The 17543-nt window shown below is 56.7% G+C and carries 19 protein-coding genes; 5 read left to right on the top strand and 14 right to left on the bottom strand.

Translation table 11 applies throughout. The features are described 5' to 3' along the window. Positions 1-99: 99 nt before the first annotated feature. Positions 100-1662 (bottom strand): murein biosynthesis integral membrane protein MurJ, encoded by a 1563-nt coding sequence (gene murJ / locus G5287_RS09425; RefSeq protein WP_421231202.1) that lies wholly within the window; start codon positions 1660-1662, stop codon positions 100-102. Between the two features lie 191 nt (positions 1663-1853). Here murJ and rpsT point away from each other — a divergent pair, with 191 nt between their 5' ends. Next, positions 1854-2117, top strand: a complete 264-nt coding sequence (gene rpsT, locus G5287_RS09420) for a 30S ribosomal protein S20 (protein WP_005308808.1) — start codon at positions 1854-1856, stop codon at positions 2115-2117. 49 nt (positions 2118-2166) lie between these two features. Here the strand turns inward: rpsT and G5287_RS09415 are convergent, their stop codons facing one another. The 8 genes from G5287_RS09415 to rppH form a co-directional block, all read right to left on the bottom strand. Further along, the gene (locus tag G5287_RS09415) at positions 2167-2469 is read right to left on the bottom strand and encodes an ArsR/SmtB family transcription factor (RefSeq protein ID WP_100646798.1); all 303 of its coding nucleotides are present in this window, start codon (positions 2467-2469) and stop codon (positions 2167-2169) included. Between the two features lie 51 nt (positions 2470-2520). Further along, on the bottom strand, positions 2521-3453 hold the full coding sequence (gene nhaR, locus G5287_RS09410) for a transcriptional activator NhaR (RefSeq protein ID WP_005340434.1): 933 nt from the start codon (positions 3451-3453) through the stop codon (positions 2521-2523). Further along, the gene (locus G5287_RS09405) at positions 3440-3805 is read right to left on the bottom strand and encodes a hypothetical protein (protein WP_216954529.1); all 366 of its coding nucleotides are present in this window, start codon (positions 3803-3805) and stop codon (positions 3440-3442) included. The genes nhaR and G5287_RS09405 overlap by 14 nt, the downstream gene beginning before the upstream one ends. A gap of 38 nt (positions 3806-3843) precedes the next feature. Next, complete coding sequence (gene nhaA / locus G5287_RS09400) at positions 3844-5034, bottom strand: Na+/H+ antiporter NhaA (RefSeq protein WP_421231201.1); 1191 nt, start codon at positions 5032-5034, stop codon at positions 3844-3846. A gap of 223 nt (positions 5035-5257) precedes the next feature. Next, complete coding sequence (thyA, locus tag G5287_RS09395; RefSeq protein WP_421231200.1) at positions 5258-6052, bottom strand: thymidylate synthase; 795 nt, start codon at positions 6050-6052, stop codon at positions 5258-5260. Next, entirely contained in the window at positions 6052-6876 is an 825-nt protein-coding gene (gene lgt, locus G5287_RS09390; RefSeq protein ID WP_031227775.1) for a prolipoprotein diacylglyceryl transferase, read from the bottom strand. The genes thyA and lgt overlap by 1 nt, the downstream gene beginning before the upstream one ends. A gap of 67 nt (positions 6877-6943) precedes the next feature. Beyond that, positions 6944-9223: a phosphoenolpyruvate--protein phosphotransferase gene (ptsP, locus tag G5287_RS09385; protein WP_005340422.1), complete on the bottom strand. Its 2280-nt coding sequence runs from the start codon at positions 9221-9223 to the stop codon at positions 6944-6946. A 14-nt stretch (positions 9224-9237) separates the two neighbouring features. After that, positions 9238-9765: an RNA pyrophosphohydrolase gene (gene rppH / locus G5287_RS09380; protein ID WP_005340421.1), complete on the bottom strand. Its 528-nt coding sequence runs from the start codon at positions 9763-9765 to the stop codon at positions 9238-9240. 733 nt (positions 9766-10498) lie between these two features. Between rppH and mutH the strand changes: the two genes are divergently transcribed. Both mutH and G5287_RS09370 read left to right on the top strand, forming a co-directional pair. After that, positions 10499-11173: a DNA mismatch repair endonuclease MutH gene (gene mutH, locus G5287_RS09375; RefSeq protein ID WP_421172262.1), complete on the top strand. Its 675-nt coding sequence runs from the start codon at positions 10499-10501 to the stop codon at positions 11171-11173. An 80-nt stretch (positions 11174-11253) separates the two neighbouring features. After that, entirely contained in the window at positions 11254-11577 is a 324-nt protein-coding gene (locus G5287_RS09370) for an isoamylase early set domain-containing protein (protein ID WP_227341903.1), read from the top strand. Between the two features lie 101 nt (positions 11578-11678). On the opposite strand, the gene rplS is transcribed toward G5287_RS09370, so the two are convergent. The 5 genes from rplS to ffh form a co-directional block, all read right to left on the bottom strand. Continuing rightward, positions 11679-12026: a 50S ribosomal protein L19 gene (rplS, locus tag G5287_RS09365; protein ID WP_005308701.1), complete on the bottom strand. Its 348-nt coding sequence runs from the start codon at positions 12024-12026 to the stop codon at positions 11679-11681. Positions 12027-12058: 32 nt separating this feature from the next. Beyond that, positions 12059-12808 carry a tRNA (guanosine(37)-N1)-methyltransferase TrmD gene (gene trmD / locus G5287_RS09360; RefSeq protein WP_005308699.1) on the bottom strand — a complete coding sequence of 250 codons (750 nt, stop codon included), beginning with the start codon at positions 12806-12808 and terminating at the stop codon, positions 12059-12061. Positions 12809-12842: 34 nt separating this feature from the next. Continuing rightward, positions 12843-13364, bottom strand: coding sequence for a ribosome maturation factor RimM (gene rimM / locus G5287_RS09355; protein ID WP_005340394.1), 522 nt, complete (start codon positions 13362-13364; stop codon positions 12843-12845). A gap of 24 nt (positions 13365-13388) precedes the next feature. Further along, on the bottom strand, positions 13389-13637 hold the full coding sequence (gene rpsP / locus G5287_RS09350) for a 30S ribosomal protein S16 (RefSeq protein WP_216952849.1): 249 nt from the start codon (positions 13635-13637) through the stop codon (positions 13389-13391). Between the two features lie 182 nt (positions 13638-13819). Continuing rightward, entirely contained in the window at positions 13820-15196 is a 1377-nt protein-coding gene (gene ffh, locus G5287_RS09345; RefSeq protein WP_005341384.1) for a signal recognition particle protein, read from the bottom strand. A 205-nt stretch (positions 15197-15401) separates the two neighbouring features. On the opposite strand from ffh, the gene G5287_RS09340 reads away from it, so the two are divergent. After that, positions 15402-16193 (top strand): cytochrome C assembly family protein, encoded by a 792-nt coding sequence (locus tag G5287_RS09340; protein ID WP_227341902.1) that lies wholly within the window; start codon positions 15402-15404, stop codon positions 16191-16193. 42 nt (positions 16194-16235) lie between these two features. After that, entirely contained in the window at positions 16236-17516 is a 1281-nt protein-coding gene (locus G5287_RS09335) for an HlyC/CorC family transporter (RefSeq protein ID WP_005348906.1), read from the top strand. Positions 17517-17543 lie beyond the last annotated feature (27 nt).

Genomic DNA, 17543 nt, shown 5'->3' with positions numbered 1-17543 from the left:
GCAGGGTCAGCCCTCATAGCCTGATTTCAACTATCCGGGCCCAATCACGCCCCCTGCGGCGCCATGAGGCACTATCCCCATGGCGCCGCAGGATCACGGCTACTGCTGCCCCGATTTAAGGTGACGCGGCCGAATGCCCAGCAGCAGCAACACCAAGGCATAGACCGCAGCCCCCAGCGACAGCAGCATGGTCAGCTGCAAACTGGCCTTGCCCATGCTCCACGCCCCCCACTGGGCCAAATCCGGCGACAGATAGGCGAGCACACAGCCCATCAGCACGCTGGCGACCAGCAGCTTGAGGCAGAACACGCCAGTATGGCGGGAGGGACGATAGACGCTCTGCTGGTACAACCCCTTGAACAGCAAGGCCGCATTCAGAGTGCCCGAGCAGGCGGTCGAGAGCGCCAGCCCCACGTAACCGAGCGGGTAGATGAAGATGAGGTTGCAGACCATGTTGGCAATCATCGACATCACCCCGATCCGCACCGGCGTCTTGGTATCCTGACGGGCGTAATAACCGGGGGCCAGCACCTTGATCAGCATCAGGGAGAGCAGACCGGTAGTGGAGGCCAGCAGGCTGGCGCTCGACATGCTCACTTCATGCAGGCCAAATTCGCCGCGCATGAACAGCACTCGCAAAATGGGCTCGCGCATGACCGCAATGCCTATCATGGCGGGCAGGCCGAGCAGCATCACCATCCGCACCCCCCAATCCATAGTGCGGGAGAAGTCCGCCGGATCGGCATCCACATGCTTCTTGGCCAGCGCTGGCAGGATCACGGTACTGATGGCCACCGCAAACAGCCCGAGGGGGAACTCCAGCAGGCGATCCGAGTAGTAGAGATAGCTGATGGCACCAGTCGCCAGGAAGGAAGCCAGCATGGTGTTGACCAGCAGGTTGATCTGGCTGACCGAGACCCCGAACAGGGCCGGGATCATCAGTGTGCGGATCTTCACTACCCCAGGGTGATTCCATCCCCACTTGGGCCATACCAGCATGTTGATTTGGCGCAAAAAGGGGTATTGGAACAAAAACTGCACCAAACCGCCCAAAAAGACACCAATCGCCAGCGAGATCTCAGGTTTGTCCATCAGCGGTGCAATCCACCAGGCCGCGGCAATCATTGTGATGTTGAGAAACACCGGCGTAAACGACGAGACCGCAAAGCGGCCGAAGGTGTTGAGGATAGCCCCCGCCATGGCGGTAAAGGTGATGAACCAGAGGTAAGGGAAGGTGATTTTGAGCATCAGACTGGCGAGCTCGAACTTCTCGGCCGCAGGGCCGCCATGCAGCCAGTCCCAGAACCAGCCCCAGCCAAACAGCGCGGTCAGCACACCCGACCCCAGCACACCGAGCAGGGTGACCACAGTCACTATGCCCCCCAACGTACCCGCCACCGCAGCCAGCAATTCACGCACTTCCCCCTCGTCGCCATTTTTCTTGTACTCCGTCATCACGGGAACAAAGGCCTGGTTGAAGGCACCTTCGGCGAACAGACGACGCAGAAAGTTGGGAATGCGATTGGCAAAAAAGAAGACGTCGGCGGCCACCCCGGCACCAAGCAGATTTGCGATGACCACATCGCGAACCAAGCCCATTACGCGGGATGCCAGCGTCATTCCGGACACTATCATGCCGGATTTGATCAATTTCTTACTCAAGACGAGGCCTCTGGAACTGTCAGAATGAAAAGAATGCTGCTAGAATCGGCCGACAGTTTAACCGTCTCCCTACTGACACACCACCGGGAGGCGGTGTTTATTTGCACAAATCATTTGACAATATGTGGTTGGAAGGGCATATTTCCGGGCCTTTTCAATACACTCGCTAAGACAGTTTTAGGAGTTTTACCTTGGCTAACATCAAATCTGCTAAGAAGCGCGCTCTTCAGTCAGAAAAACGCCGTCAGCACAACGCCAGCCGTCGTTCCATGACCCGTACCTACCTGAAGAAAGTCATTGCTGCTATCGCCTCTGGCGACAAAGCTGCTGCGACTGCCGCTTTCGCTGTTGCTCAGCCGATCATGGATCGTATGGCGACCAAAGGCCTGATCCACAAGAACAAAGCTGCTCGTCACAAGAGCCGCCTGTCTGCACAGATCAAAGCTATGGCTTAATCAGCTTCTGCTGATCAAAGCTGAAAAAACCGGCCTTAGTGCCGGTTTTTTATTTATCTGCGCTGCAATAAAGTCGATGCAGCAAACTGATCATTTCACGCACCTCATGGCTGCGCAGCGAATAGTAGACCGTCTGGGCCTCTTTGCGAGTCATCACCAGCTCATCCCGCCGCAGCAGCGCAAGATGCTGTGACAAGGCCGACTGACTCAATCCCAATCGCTCGTTGAGCTCCCCCACTGACAGTTCGCGCTCCAGCAACTGGCACAGAATAAACAGCCGCCGTTCGTTGGCCAGCGCCTTGAGCAAGGCCACCGCTTTACTCGCATTGGCTTCCATCTCTTCAAGTTGCATCACATCTCTCCTCTACCACTCATCGCCGATGATACGTGGTGACGGGTCGTTTTAAAACGACAGGGTGGCCGGCTGGATGGCGGAGAAGTTCTCCTGGCCGGAAAAGAGAAAGGTAAAATCGCTCTCGCAGACCCGCTTCACCGCCGGATGCTGGATCATCCGCTCGGCGAAGATGACGTAATACTCTTCCATCAGATCCTGGGTCTCCCCTATCAGCATCACCCCCTCCCCCTCAAGGATCTCCTCCCGATAGATGGTGGGAGCCATGAAGATGCCCTGATTGAAGAAGCCAAACGCCTTCATCAAGGCGGCATCATCGAACTCGCCAAGAATGCTGGGGGAAACACCCTGCTGTTCGAACCACTGGGTTAGCTGACGCCCCATGGCGGTACGGCGACCGGGGATCAGCAGCTTGCGCTCCTCCAGACAGGCCGGAAAGGGCTTTTCGGGCAGCGGCGCCTTGCAGAAGAAGCTAACGCCACAGCCGCCCAGCCGTTTGGAGAGCAGCCCCGCATGCTGGCTGGAGTCCACCGGACAGTCGGAGAGGATCATATCGAGCTTGTGCTCGCTCAGCTGCTCCAGCAGCAGTTCGTGGGTTGATTCGAAACAGCGCAGGTGGATGGAACCATCATTGGGGATGACGGAGAGCAGCACGCGGCTGGCAAGGCGCTTGGAGAGGGCATCGGCGATGCCGACGTCGAACAGGATCTGGCTCTCCTTGCGGTAGTTGACGATATCGAGCATCTCGTAGGAGAGGCTGAACATCTTGTCGGCATAGCGAAACACCAGCTGGCCCAGCTCTGTCGCCTCAAGGGAACGCCCCTTGCGCTTGAGCAGCTTGCCACCGAGGCGCTGCTCCAGCAGCTTAATCTGGCCGGTGACCGTCTGCGGGGTCAAAAAAAGGGCTTCCGCTGCCTGGGTAACGGAGCCCTTCTTTTGAGTCATCCAGAAATAGTAGAGATGGTTGTAGTTAAGGTGTGACATCCGATGGGGTTCCCGCTTGACGCGGACTCCGGTAGCAGCTGAGTTCAACCGCCAGAATGTCATACATGTCGCTGACCGAGTCAACCTTGTTCGCGCCAAACTGCTCCATCAGACTGGCCTTGAGGCGTGCCTTGTCCGGCATCCGGTCAGCGCAATAACGCTTGTTGGAACGCTTGACCATCTCGCCAGCCCGGCTGCTCAGCGCCCGCTCGGAGAAGGTCTCGCCGAAACGAGCCTTAGCCTGCTTGTCCCCCAACATCAGAGCACTCTCCACCACCCCGTTGAGATAGGCCGAACAGCTGGCCGAACCAGCCTCCTGTCGACACTCTTCAAACCCGCCAGCTAATCCCATAGGACTGACCAAGAAGAGCAGTAACCATGCCTGTTTTCTCATAAACCCTCCGCATTCTGGTCCCCATCACTCTTGGGGAGTGACAATCGCAAGGCCAGATAGCCAACCAGCGCTGCAATGCTGGATCCAACGAGGATCCCGAGGCGCGAGTAGCTGCCGTAATCCAGCCCACCATGCTCAAAGGCCAGTGACGCGATAAACATCGACATGGTGAATCCGATACCACAGAGGATGCTGACCGCAAAAATCTGCTTGAAGTTAACCCCGGGCGGCAACTGGGCGATACCCAGTTTGACCGACAGCCAGCTGATGGTAAACACCCCGAGCGGCTTGCCGATAAACAGTCCCAGCATGATGCCCATGGGCACCGGATTCAACAGGGAGGAGAGACCTATCCCCTCAAGGGATACCCCTGCGTTGGCAAAGGCAAACAGCGGCAGGATCAGATAGGCGCTCCAGGGATGTAACGAGTGCTCAAGATGCTTGAGTGGCGAGGCGTAACGCTTCCCCTTGAGCGGGATCATAAATCCGACCACCACACCGGCCAACGTCGCGTGAACGCCCGACTTGAGTACAGCAACCCAGAGCACCAGACCAACCAGCATGTAGAGGCTGATCCTGTCCTCGCCACGACGGTTCATCCAGAACAGGGTAAAGGTAGCCAGAAGGCCGATCGCCAGCGCCTCAAGCGACAACTGCTGGGTATAGAAGAGTGCGATGATGATGATAACACCCAGGTCATCCATGATGGCCAGCGCCAACAGGAATACCTTGAGGCTCACCGGCACCCGCTTGCCGAGCAGCGCCATCACCCCGAGGGCAAAGGCGATGTCGGTCGCAGCCGGAATCGCCCAGCCAGCACGCGCCACTTCGTCCGAGTAGTTGAAAAAGGCGTAGATCAAGGCCGGAGCTAGCATGCCGCCCACCGCCGCAATAGCCGGGAAGGTCGCCTGAACCCTGGTAGAGAGCGCCCCTTCCAGCATTTCTCGTTTCACTTCCAGGCCAACCAGCAGGAAGAAGATCGCCATAAAGCCATCGTTGATCCAGAGCAGCAGCGGCTTGTTGATGTCGAGGGCCGCGATGCGCACCTGCACCGGCGTATCGAGAAACGCCTGATACCCGCCAGCCAGCGCGGTATTGGCTAAAATCATTGCCAGCATGGCAGCCATGATCAGAATAATTCCGGAGGCGGCCTCCAGCTTCAGGAACTTTTTGATTACGTCACTCATGGTTAAATTTTCCACCGTATTGCTTTGGTTTGAGTCTATCCCTTGCAACAACCAATGGAAAATCGTTTCTTGCTGCTCAATACAACGAAAAAACCGAAAGCAAAATAGAACATACCTGCTATAAGCGGGTTTTTCCTCGTCTCTGGCTACCGTCTTATTAGTCAGTAAAATGAATTTTCAATTATTTAACTGCATAAAAAAGGCGCCCTGAGGCGCCTTGCTATCAGATGGCGACGGGCGCCTTGATGCCGGGATGGGGGTCATAACCCTCGATCTCGAAATCCTCGAACTTATAGTCGAAGATGGAGTCAGGTTTGCGCTTGATCATCAGGGTCGGCAGCGGGCGCGGCTCGCGGGATAGCTGCAGCGCAGTCTGCTCCATGTGGTTGGAGTAGAGGTGCACATCACCACCGGTCCAGACGAAGTCACCCACTTCCAGATCGCACTGCTGGGCCATCATGTGGGTCAGCAGGGCATAGCTGGCGATGTTGAACGGCAGGCCGAGGAACACATCACAGCTGCGCTGGTAAAGCTGGCAGGAGAGCTTACCGTCCGCCACATAGAACTGGAAGAAGGCGTGGCAGGGAGCCAGCGCCATCTTGTCCAGCTCGCCCACGTTCCAGGCGGAGACGATGATGCGGCGCGAATCCGGGTTGTGCTTGATGTCATCCACCGCCTTCTGGATCTGGTCGATGACAGACCCGTCAGCGGCAGGCCAGGAGCGCCACTGCGCGCCGTAAACCGGCCCCAGATCGCCATTCTCGTCGGCCCACTCATCCCAGATGCTGACGCCATTTTCCTTCAGATAAGCGGTATTGGTATCGCCATTGAGGAACCAGAGCAGCTCGTGAATGATCGAGCGCAGGTGGCACTTCTTGGTGGTCACCAGCGGGAAACCCTCCGCCAGATTGAAGCGCATCTGATGGCCGAACAGGGAGATAGTACCGGTGCCGGTACGGTCAGACTTGACGGTCCCCTCATCGAGGATTTTCTGCATCAGGTCGAGATAAGCTCGCATTATTTCGCCTCCTTCACGGCATTACCGAACAACTGCGGACGCTTGTAGGCGGCCCAGATCATCAGGGCACCGGCGATAATCATCGGGGTGGAGAGGATCTGGCCCATGCTGATCTCCTGGAAATAGAGACCAAGCTGGCTGTCCGGCTGGCGCACAAACTCCACCAGGAAGCGGAACAGGCCGTAGAACAGCAGGAACATGCCGGAGATGGCACCGCGCGGCGGATTCTTGCGCCAGAAGAGATTGAGGATGATGAACAGCACCACCCCTTCCAGTGCGAACTGGTAAAGCTGGGAGGGATGACGCGGCTCGGGGCCGGCCTCCGGGAAGATGATGGCCCAGGGTACATCGGTGACCCGGCCCCACAGCTCGCCGTTGAGGAAGTTGCCGATCCGGCCGACGCCGAGACCGAACGGAATGAGCGGTGCCACAAAGTCGGCCACGGTGAAGAAGTGGCGCTTGGTCTTGTGGGCAAACCAGATCATCGCAGTGATCACCCCGATCAGACCACCGTGGAACGACATACCGCCGGTCCAGATCTTGAACAGGTAGGTGGGATCCGCGAGGAAGAGATCGAAGTTGTAGAACAGCACGTAACCGACACGGCCACCGAGGATCACCCCGAGGAAGCCGTAAAACAGCAGATCCGACACCTCGTTGCGGGTCCAGCCGCTGTTCGGCGCATCGGCGCGACGGCCGGCAAGCCACATGGCAAACGCGAAACCGAACAGGTACATGAGACCATACCAGCGTACCGATAGTGGTCCCAAACTGAATGCTACGGGATCAATCTGCGAGAAAACCCAATATCCATCGTGCTGCATATGCGGCCCCAGTCAAAATAAAAGCCGCATTTTCCGATCATTCGTCAGCAGGGACAAGGCATGATTATCAATCACTCTGTTTCGATTTATGACCGGCTCGCAGCAAACCGCCCAAACCATGCTCCTCCAGATAGCGGGCAAACAGGCCGCGCAGTACGTGGGGGTTGTCATGTTTGAGGCCATCGGCCATCAGTTCGGTCAACTCGCTCAGGGTGGATTGACGCAGCACGTACTTGATCCGGGCGATGTTGTGGGTGTTCATACTGAAGCGGCGATAGCCCATGGCAAGCAGCAACAGTACACCGACCGGATCACCGGCCAGCTCGCCACAGACCGACACCGGCTTCTGGTAGCGGTGGGAAGCATCAACCAGCTGTTGCAGGGCGCGGATCACCGCAGGATGGAAAGCATCATAGATGTTGGCAACCCGGGAATTGTTGCGATCCACCGCCAGCAGGTACTGGGTAAGGTCATTGCTGCCCACAGACCAGAAGTCGATGAGCGGCGCCATCTCCGGCAAAATAAAGAGGGCTGAGGGCACCTCGATCATCACCCCGAGGCTGGGGTAGCGGATCACTGCATCGCGGCTCGCCGCCTCTTCCGACACTTCCCGCCATGCCTGATCCAGCAGACGACGGGAGGCTTTGATTTCGCTGACGCTGCTGATCATCGGCAGCATGATGGCCAGATTGTCCAGCCCTTCACTGGCCCGCAGCATAGCCTTGAGCTGCACCAAAAACAGTTCGGGGTGATCCAGGGTGATCCGGATCCCCCGCCAGCCAAGGAAGGGGTTTTCCTCGACGATGGGGAAATAGGGTAACGGCTTGTCGCCGCCCACATCCAGCGTCCGCATGCAGACCGGCCGGTTGCGGTAGGTCTCCAGAATGCCGCGATAGCGGGCAGTCTGCTCCCACTCGGAGGGGAAGCTCTCCTGCAGCATAAAGGGGATCTCGGTGCGATAGAGCCCGACCCCGTCCGCCAGCTGATTGAGGGAGATCTCGGTATCGGCGCTGAGACCGGCGTTGAGCAGCAGGGAGACCTTGGTGCCGTCGGCCGTCTCGGATGGCAGGTTATCGACGCTGCGCACCAGGGTATCGAGCGCCCGCTCTTCGCTCAGCAGCTGACGATACTCGGTCAGGATCACCTGATTGGGCTCGATGAAGAGATCGCCGCTGTAGCCATCGACAACCAGCATGCGACCACCAATGTCACCAAGGGGCAAATCGACCCCCATGATGGCGGCGACCCCCATGGCACGGGCCAGAATGGCCGCGTGGGAGTTGGTCCCCCCCTTGAGCGAGACCACCCCGGTCAGATACTCGCGGGGCACTTCTGCCAGAATGGTGGCGGTCACTTCATCGGCAACCAGCACCACCGGCTCGCCGATGGAGATATGTTCCGGTTCATTCTGCACCAGTCGGCTGATCAGCCGCTGGGCAATATCCTTCACGTCGGTGGAGCGCTCCTGCAGGTAGGGATCCTTCATCCCCTTGAACTGCTCGATCAAGCGATCGCTGATCAGCTTGACCGCCGAGACCGCAGTCCAGTGCTCCTTGCTCACCTTGTTGCGAATGGGCTTGATATAGCCGGGATCGTTCAGCAGATGGAGGTAGATATCGAAGATCGCCACCGAATCCTGGCTGTAGCTCTCGCGAAAACGCAGCGCCAGACTCTCCAAGTCGTGCCGCACCTCCTCAACCGCCAGCTCCAGCCGTGCCAGCTGGCTGGCATGGTCTTCATCCTTGCGCGGGGTAATGGACGAGAGCGCCTTCCGGGGCCGCCACACCCAGGCCTTGGCCATAGCGATGCCGCTGGCACCGGCAATACCGCGCAGCGGCTTGCTCCAGTCGGTCTTCTGCAACCACCCCTTGGCCTGCGCCTGAGCGATCCGCGCCGCCAGCTGGGCCGCCAGTGTGACCATGAAGGACTCTTCCCCCTCATCGAAGCGGCGACTCTCCTTCTGCTGCACCACCAGAATGCCAACCACCTGACGCTGGTGCATGATGGGGGCACCGAGGAAGGAGCGGAACGCCTCTTCGGCCACATCGGGCAGGAATTTGAAACTGGGATGCGCGGGGGCATCAGCCAGGTTGATCAGCTCTTCCCGCTGACCCACCAGACCGACGATGCCCTGCTCGTAGGGCAGGGTCACCTTGCCGACTGCGGACGGGGCCAAGCCGTCAGTAGCCGCCAGGCGATAGCGGCGCACCTCGGGTTCCGAGACATAGACGGAGCAGCAGTCCACTGCCATGGCGTGCCGGGTCTGGCTCACCAATGCTTGCAAGGCCTGCTCGAGGGTATTGGCCTCGGCCATGCTCTCGACGATACGTCTCAGTTCCGTTAACAACTAATCTGTGCTCCTTAACGGGCGCGATTGCGCCGCCCATCCTTCTTGTTGACCTGCACTGCCGGCACCGGCATCGCCAGCGGGGCAAACTCTTTCATGACCCGGCGGTAAACCTCCCGCTTGAACGAAACGACCTGACGCACCGGGTACCAGAAGCTGACCCAACGCCAGTCGTCAAATTCGGGATGGCCATGACAGCCGAACTGGATCCGCGACTCCTTGCCCGAATTCAGCTGTAACAAGAACCATTTTTGTTTTTGGCCAATACAGACCGGTGAACTGTCCCAGCGGACAAGACGTTTGGGTAAACGGTACTTTAGCCAGTTACGACTGGTGGCCATGATGGTCACATCTTCGGGCTTGAGGCCAATCTCCTCATACAGCTCTCGATACATGGCCTGCTCTGGCGTTTCACCATCATCAACCCCCCCCTGCGGAAACTGCCAGGAGTGCTGCCCATAGCGTTTAGCCCACAACACTTGTCCTTCACGGTTACAGATCACGATACCGACATTGGGACGAAATCCGTCGCCATCAATCACGTGATCACCTTATAAAGGCTGAATCTATAAGGAGATTGTTCCACATTCACTCCGTGGCAGCAAACAAGGAGTGAATCCCCTGTTTCATGAATAACTTTCGATTTCAAACATACTTATAAACAAATCCAAGGATCCGCGCCTCCAAGTTGCCCACCCAGGCTGTGCATAAAGCTGTTAGCAAACGGGTATATACAGTACTTTTTCAATAGTAGTGAAAAGAAGACATTCATGTCACCACACGACACACAATATAAAAATCACTTTATACACAATAACTTAAATGCATAATACTGGATCTGGATCCATGCTCTTCCGGTAGCGTGCTCCCTGAGACTGATTGTGAACAAGTTCAACTGGTCAAAGATCCACCCAGGACAGATTATCCACAAGCACGGCACATTATCTACCCTGCTTGCTCGGCAAAAATGGGGGAGGATTCACAATTTTTTGTAACATATCGGCCATACCTTCCACTTTCATCCACTTATCCAAGATTTCTGTGGATAACTGTGTGTAACATCGCGAGCAAACCCTTGGACAACTATTTCAAGCTCAAGCACCGCTAGGAACCGTGCTCGATAAAACATACAAAAACCTTTAAAATCATGATGATGCACACATAACACTCAACTTATCCATGTTTGATCTTATCCACTCAGGATCGGTTATAAAAACAACGATCCTTCTCGGGATCCTCCCCTGTTAGAATATGGCGAGCAAGATGGAACCAACTATGCCAAGCAATCCCCAATCCGAGCAGGAGTTATTAAGCCGCGCCAATGCCATGGCCGGCTTCACCCTGGCGCAGATAGCCGCCGAGGCCGGCGTCGTGGTGCCCAAAGATCTGCGCCGTGACAAGGGGTGGGTCGGTCAGTTGATCGAGCTGCAACTGGGAGCCAGCGCAGGGAGCAAGCCGGAACAAGACTTCCCAGAGCTGGGGATCGAACTCAAGACGATCCCCGTGGATCCTCAAGGCAAACCGCTGGAAACCACCTTCGTCTGCGTCGCCCCGCTAATCGGCGTCAGCGGCCAGCGCTGGGAGGAGTCAAACGTGCGCAACAAGCTCTCCCGGGTGCTCTGGATCCCGGTGGAAGGCAGTCGGGAGATCCCGGTTGGCGAGCGACGGGTCGGCATGCCGCTGATGTGGAGCCCGAATGAAGAGGAAGATCGGCTGCTGCGTCAGGACTGGGAGGAGCTGATGGATATGATAGTGCTGGGAGAGGTGGAGCAGATCAGCGCGCGCCACGGCCAGGTGATGCAACTGCGCCCCAAGGCAGCCAACAACAAAGCGCTGACTCGCGCCATCGGCCGCGATGGTCAACCCATCATGACCCTGCCCCGCGGCTTTTATCTCAAGATCGACTTCACCCACAGTCTGCTGCAACGCTATTTTGCCTTGCCGACTTGATCTGCCTTATCAACATCTTTGTCATATGGTGGTATAAAAATAGACAGGATCCATTTTTAACTCACAGACAAGGAGGCGTCATGCCACTTACCAAGCAGTTTCTCAAGTCCAAACCCGAGGTCAAGGTGACCTTCGCCGTAGAGAAGGAGGCCGCAGCAGGGGCAGAACAGGTGATGCTGATCGGCGAGTTCACCCAGTGGCAACCGGTCGAGCTGAAACGCATGAAGAGCGGTGAGTTCAAGGCCACCCTCAATCTGCCGACCGACGGGCCGGAGAGTTTCGAGTATTGCTACCAGTTCATCACTCCTGAGGGAGAGACCCTCTACGAGAATGACTGGCAAGCCGATGCCTACGTACCCAGCCCCTACGGCCGCGACAACTCGGTGGTACGAGTCAGCCAGTAAGCAGTGACCGAATTCCGGATACAAAAAAGGCTCGCCATTGGCGAGCCTTTTCACTACCTGTCGAGCTTTTAGCCGACATACCGACACCAATTCGAATCGAATTAGTTGAGCTTCTCTTTGATACGAGCAGCTTTACCGGACAGGTTGCGCAGGTAGTACAGTTTGGCACGGCGAACATCACCACGACGCTTCAGTTCTACACTGTGGATCAGCGGAGAGTGAGTCTGGAATACACGCTCAACACCTTCGCCGTTGGAGATCTTGCGAACGGTGAAAGCAGAGTGCAGACCGCGGTTACGCTTGGCAATAACGATGCCTTCGAAAGCCTGCAGACGCTCTTTACCACCTTCTTTAACACGAACTTGAACACGTACGGTGTCGCCCTGGGCAAAAGCCGGGATGTCGGTACGCATTTGCTCTTGTTCAAGCTGCTGAATAATCTTGCTCATTGTCTTTCCTTACCTAGGATAAACTGAAAACTCTACTTAACGCTGTCACGCACTTCGCGGACATACTCGGCAAGAAGTGATTCTTGCTCGTCAGTCAGAGCTAGGTTGTTAATAAGTTCCGGCCTTCTTTGCCAGGTTCGTCCGAGAGATTGCTTGAGACGCCAGCGCCGAATCACTTCGTGATTGCCGCTTGTCAGCGCCTCGGGCACCGCCAATCCATCCAACACCTCCGGCCGAGTGTAGTGGGGATGATCCAGCAAGCCATCCGTAAAGGAGTCCTGCTCAGCACTGGCCTGATCACCCAAGACTCCTGGAACCAGACGCGAAACCGCATCGATCAGGGTCATGGCAGGCAACTCGCCACCACTTAACACGTAATCCCCGATAGACCACTCTTCGTCGACTTCGGTTTGTATCACGCGTTCATCGATACCTTCGTATCGACCGGCTACCAGAATCAGTTTCTGATTCGTCGCCAACTCGGTTACGCCAGCTTGAGTCAGCTTGCGTCCCTGAGGGGAGAGATAGATGACTTTCGCCCCGTCTCCCGCCGCTTGCTTGGCTGCATGAATCGCGTCACGCAGCGGCTGAACCATCATTAACATGCCGGGCCCACCACCATAAGGACGATCATCGACCGTACGGTGTTTGTCGTGGGTAAAGTCCCGGGGGTTCCAGCACTCAATCTGCAGCAGGCCACTCTTGACGGCCCGACCCGTTACCCCGTGCTCGGTAATGGCTCGGAACATTTCAGGGAAGAGGCTAATCACCCCAATCCACATAAGAAACCTCCGGCACCCGTGTTAGCGCGGGAAACTAGAAACCAGGATCCCAATCAACTTCGATTGTTCGAGCAGTCAGATCAATGTTCTTGATCACCTGCTCTTCCAGGAACGGAATCAACCGCTCCTTTGCACCAAAGGCATCTTTTACATTGGCCTCAACCACCAACACATCGTTGGAGCCGGTTTCCATCAATTCGGTCACCTTGCCCAGGTCGTATCCCTTGGTGGTCACCACGGAGCAACCAATCAGGTCACGCCAGTAGAACTCACCTTCAGGCAACGCAGGCAACAGATCGGCGGGTACGCCAATCTCGACATTGGTCAATGCCAGGGCATCTTCGCGCACATCGATACCATCGAGTTTGCAGATCAGACCCTTGTTGTGACGTTTCCAGGATGAAACCCGAATTTCACGCCACGCCCCGTTCTGATTAATCAGCCAGGGGTTGTAATCGAAAATCGCTTCGGCAACATCGGTGAAGGAGTTCACTTTAAGCCAGCCCTTGATGCCGTAAACGGTCCCCAGGGTGCCCAGAACTACAGGTTTTTCCACCTTAACTCCTTACCGTTTGGCTGATTAAGCAGCTTTGGCAGCGTCTTTGATCAGCTTGGCAACGCGCTCAGAAACAGCGGCACCAGTAGCAACCCAATGCTCGATACGAGCCAGGTCCAGGTTCAGCTTTTCAGCCTGACCAGAAGCAACCGGGTTGAAGAAACCAACGCGCTCGATGAAACGACCGTCGCGGGCGTTACGGCTGTCAGCAACTACTACCTGGTAGAACGGACGCTTTTTCGCGCCACCACGTTGTAAACGAATGGTTACCATATCGTCCTCATTAACATCTAATGAACAAGGCCCGCAAACACGCGGACCCTAGCTTAAAATAAGCCGCATAATTCTACTTGGATTCGTAATAATTGCAACCAAGCCAGCCATTTTTTGCGCAGGGCTGCAATGAAAAGGGCCTGCAACTCGCAGACCCTCGCTCAATACCTAACTCCGGATAATCAGAACGGACCGCGACCGCCACCAAATCCCGGTGGCAGCATGTTCTTCATCTGGCTCATCATTTTGCGCATGCCGCCCTTGCCGGACATCTTCTTCATCATACGCTGCATCTCGGTGAACTGCTTGAGCAGCTTGTTCACGTCCTGCACCTGCATGCCGGAACCTGCAGCGATGCGACGCTTGCGAGAGCCCTTGATGAGGTCGGGATGGGCACGCTCTTTCGGCGTCATGGAGCTGATGATGGCCTCCATCCGCACGGTGAGTTTGTCATCCATCTGATCCTTGATGTTGTCCGGCAGGCCGGACATGCCCGGCAGCTTGTCGAGCATGCCCATCATGCCGCCCATGTTGCGCATCTGGGCCAACTGCTCGCGGAAGTCCTCGAGATCGAAGCCTTTACCGCTCTTGACCTTGCTGGCCAGCTTGGCCGCTTTCTCTTTATCGACGTTACGCTCCACCTCTTCGATCAGAGAGAGCACATCGCCCATGCCGAGAATGCGAGAGGCGAGGCGATCAGGGTGGAACGGCTCCAGCGCATCGGTCTTCTCGCCCATACCGATGAACTTGACCGGTTTACCGGTGATGTGGCGCACCGACAGGGCGGCACCACCGCGGGCATCGCCGTCCGCCTTGGTAAGGATGACACCGGTGAGCGGCAGCGCTTCGTTGAACGCCTTGGCGGTGTTGGCGGCATCCTGACCGGTCATGGCATCCACCACGAACAGGGTCTCGACCGGCTTGATGGTGGCATGCAGATCCTGGATCTCGGCCATCATTTCGCTATCAACATGCAGACGGCCGGCGGTATCGACGATCACCACGTCATAGAATTTCTTGCGCGCCTGATCGATAGCGGCAGTCGCGATGGCAACCGGCTTCTGGCTTGCATCGCTCGGGAAGAAGTCGACGCCGATGTCACCCGCCAGGGTCTCCAGCTGTTTGATCGCCGCAGGGCGATAGACGTCGGCACTGACCACCAACACCTTCTTCTTGTTGCGCTCTTTGAGCAGTTTGGCCAGTTTGCCGACCGTGGTGGTCTTACCGGCCCCCTGCAAACCGGCCATCAGGATAATGGCGGGCGGCTGGGCAGCCAGATTGAGCTGTTCATTGGCCTCCCCCATCACGGTGACCAGCTCGCCGTGCACTATCTTGATGAATGCCTGACCCGGGCTCAGGGATTTGGCCACTTCCTGCCCGACGGCACGCTCCTTGACGCGCGCCACGAAATCACGCACGACCGGCAGGGCGACGTCCGCCTCAAGCAGCGCCATGCGGACTTCGCGCAGGGTCTCTTTGATGTTCTCTTCGGTCAGCCGACCACGGCCACTGACATTGCGCAAGGTGCGCGAGAGTCTTTCAGTCAAATTCTCAAACATGACGCATTCCGGTTCTTGGCGTAATAAATAGGGGGCATTATAACCCAGAGCAGCCGCGAGGACGATTATTCACCGCACCGTCGCTCATCTATGCTTCGTCCCTATATATGGGCGGATCGGCCATTGCACAACTGGCGAGCACATCTTGTGCAAGGTATACTGCTCCTCTTATATCCCTAAATGCTTGTGTAACAACGACCTGGTTATGATCGTGATCTCTGTTCTGGCCCTGGCGTTTTATCTGCTGGCCATCATCGCCTCACTGCACCTGCTGCTCAATGCCAAACAAGTCGGGTACACCCCCCTGTTCGCTTGCGTGGGACTGGCACTGGTAGCCCATGGTGCATCTGTTGCCAGCGAAGTAATGGTGACCCATTCCGGTCAAAACCTGAGCATGCTCAACGTCGCCTCGCTGGTGAGCCTGATCATCAGTTGCTTCATGACCTGCGTCACCCGTCGCTTCAACGGCTGGATCCTGCTGCCGGTAGTCTATAGCTTCTCGGCCCTGTTGCTGGCTGCCAGCGCCTTGATCCCGGGTCGCTACATCACCCATCTGGAGGCCCATCCCCAGCTGTTGCTGCACATCGGCCTAGCCCTGATGGCCTATGCGGTATTGATGATCGCCTGCCTGTTTGCGTTGCAGCTTGCCTGTCTGGACAAGCAGCTTAAATCTCGAAAAATCAGCAACCTGCCAGCCATGCCGCCACTGATGACGGTGGAGAAGCGGCTGTTCCAGCTCATCTCGGCGGGTCTGTTCCTGCTGACACTCTCCATTGCCTCCGGCCTGTTCTTCCTCGAAGACATGTTCGCCCAGGGCAAATCACACAAGGCGGTACTCTCCATTCTGGCCTGGTGTGTCTATGTGCTGCTGTTGTGGGGCCATCACACCTATGGTTGGCGCGGCCGTAAAGTCATCACTCTCAGTCTGATCGGCAGCTTCATCCTGACTCTTGCCTATTTTGGCAGTCGCTTCGTCAAAGAAGTGCTGTTGAGCTGACACCTATACTCTTTTAGCCATACCATCCAACAGGAGCCCTTTTTGGACAGCATCTCAACGAGTACATTACTGATTGTTCTCGTTATCTTGATCCTTCTTTCCGCCTTTTTCTCCAGTGCCGAAACCGGCCTGATGTCCATCAACCGCTACAAACTTCGGCATCTGGCACAGACCAAACACAAAGCCGCACGTCGCGTCGAGCAACTGCTCGCCCGCCCCGATCGCCTGCTGGGACTGATCCTGATCGGCAATAATCTGGTCAATATCCTCGCCTCCGCCATCGCCACCATCGTCTGTATCCGGCTGTTTGGTGATCTCGGGGTCGCCATCGCCACCTTCGGGCTGACCTTGGTGGTACTGGTATTCGGTGAAGTGACCCCCAAGACCCTGGCCGCCATGTTTCCGGAGAAGATCGCCTATCCCGCCTCCTGGATCCTCAAGGGGCTGATGGTGCCGCTCTCACCGCTGGTCTGGCTGATCAACGGCATCACCAGCGGCCTGCTCAAGATGCTGAAGATCAATCCCAACAAGGATGACTCCCTCAACACCGAGGAGCTGCGCACCATAGTCAATGAGGCGGGTAACCTGATCCCCCAGCGTCATCAGGAGATGCTGTTGAGCATTCTGGATCTCGACAAGATGCTGGTCGAGGACATCATGGTGCCACGCAGCGATATCTACGCCATCGACATCAACGATGACTGGAAGAGCATCCAGCGCCAGCTGGCCCACTGCGCTCACACCAAGATCCTGCTCTATCGCGACAATATCGACGACGTTGTCGGCTTTTTGCACGCGCGCGATGCCCTGCGACTGGTAGCCAGGGATCAGTTCAACAAATCGAGCCTGTTGCGGGAAGTGGACGAGATCTACTTCATTCCGGAAGGAACGCCGCTCAACGTGCAACTGGCCAAATTCCAACGCAACAAGGAGCGAATTGGCCTGATCGTCGACGAATACGGCGATATTCAGGGGCTAATCACTCTGGACGACATTCTGGAAGAGATCGTGGGCGACTTTACCACCTCCATGACGCCAGCGCCGAGCGACGAGATCCATCCCCAGTCAGATGGTTCTTATCTGGTCGAAGGCTCAGCCAATATTCGTGAGCTGAACAAGGAGATGAACTGGCATCTGCCCATCGATGGCCCGCGTACCCTCAACGGCCTGATCCTCGAATATCTGGAGGAGATCCCCCAGCCCAACATCGGGATCCGGCTGGCCGGTTATCCTATCGAGATCCTCGATGTGGAGAACAACATGGTCAAGATGGCGCGGATTATGCCGGCATCGTACCGGGCGGAATCGGATTCGCAAGATTGAAAAAGGGCTGCCAGTGGCAGCCCTTTT

This window comes from Aeromonas sp. 603079 (assembly GCF_049172135.1).
Classification (GTDB): domain Bacteria; phylum Pseudomonadota; class Gammaproteobacteria; order Enterobacterales; family Aeromonadaceae; genus Aeromonas; species Aeromonas veronii.
This window is presented reverse-complemented; position numbering and strand designations above follow the sequence as displayed.